The following is a 1,214-nucleotide window of genomic DNA, read 5'->3' on the forward strand; positions in this document are numbered from 1 at the left end:
CTGATCTTCCCCTGAATCTCTAGACACCTAGCTTACCGAGTTATATCGGATCTCAAACTCTTCAGGGGACTGATGGCCTAGATGGCTATGCAGTCGTACTCGATTGTAAAATACTTCTATATAGTCAAACAAGTCTGCCCTTGCTTCATTCCTAGTCGCGTAAATTTTTCGCTTCACTCGCTCCGTTTTTAGCGAGTGGAAGAAACTCTCAGCAACAGCATTATCCAAACAATGACCACGCCTGCTCATACTGCTTGTAAGGTTATTTGCTGCTAAGAACGCTTGATAGTCTTCACTTGTATATTGACTGCCTTGGTCGCTATGCACGATAACATTAGCATTTGGTTGCCTACGCCACACCGCCATCAGCAGTGCTTTTATTACAATTTCACGCTTCATTGTGGGCTGCATAGACCAACCTATGACTTTGCGTGAGAATAAATCGACAACGATTGCTAAATAAAGCCAGCCTTCGTAAGTTTTGATATAGGTGATATCGGTCACCCAAGTGGTATCAGGCTCAGCTACGACAAATTGTTGTTGTACATGATTATCCGAAATGACCGATGGCATTGACGATTTAAAATAACGACGCTTATAACCCAAATTAGCTTTGAGTCTGGCTCGCTGCATTAGACGTGCCACGCGATTCTCGCCAACACGCGTGCCATTACGTCTCAATTGAGCTGTAATTCGAGGGCTTCCATAAACGCCACCAGATTCAACAAACGCTTCTTTTATCTCTTTGGTCAGTTGCTTGTTTTCAATTGCCCTAATTGATTCAGGCTCATTTAGCCAAGCATAAAAACCACTTCGATGAACGTTAAGCACAGAGCACATTTGCGTGACTTTCCACTTATCGAGCCGTGATTTTATGAACGCGTATCTTTCCTTGACTCGCTTGCAAAGAACGCGGCGGCCTCCTTTAATATGTCGCGCTCCTGAGTATCGCGTTTTAACTCTGCTTTTAACCGCTTTATTTCGTCACTTTCTTCATTCTGTTTAGGCGTTTTCTTTGCCTTACTAACCCAGTTATAAAGTGATTTATCAGTAATACCGAGGCGATTTGCAACATCTTTAATTGCATAGCCGTTATTGATGACCTGACGAACTGCTTCGTCTTTAAATTCTTGTGGATATTTATTTCTCATAACACCTTCCATCTTACTTCATTTTCAAAATAAAAGATGTCTAGTTGTTTAGGGGAAGATCAA

1 protein-coding gene is annotated in these 1,214 nt (G+C 42.1%); it reads right to left on the reverse strand.

The window, feature by feature from the left end; translation table 11 throughout:
• Positions 1-27 precede the first annotated feature (27 nt).
• Positions 28-1,151 (reverse strand): IS3 family transposase gene (locus tag N475_RS24950; protein ID WP_405127394.1). Its coding sequence is split into 2 segments (ribosomal slippage): positions 28-929 and positions 929-1,151, totalling 1,125 coding nucleotides; the frame shifts between segments, so codons are not numbered across the junction.
• Positions 1,152-1,214 lie beyond the last annotated feature (63 nt).

The sequence above is a fragment of the Pseudoalteromonas luteoviolacea DSM 6061 genome, from assembly GCF_001625655.1.
GTDB lineage: Bacteria > Pseudomonadota > Gammaproteobacteria > Enterobacterales > Alteromonadaceae > Pseudoalteromonas > Pseudoalteromonas luteoviolacea.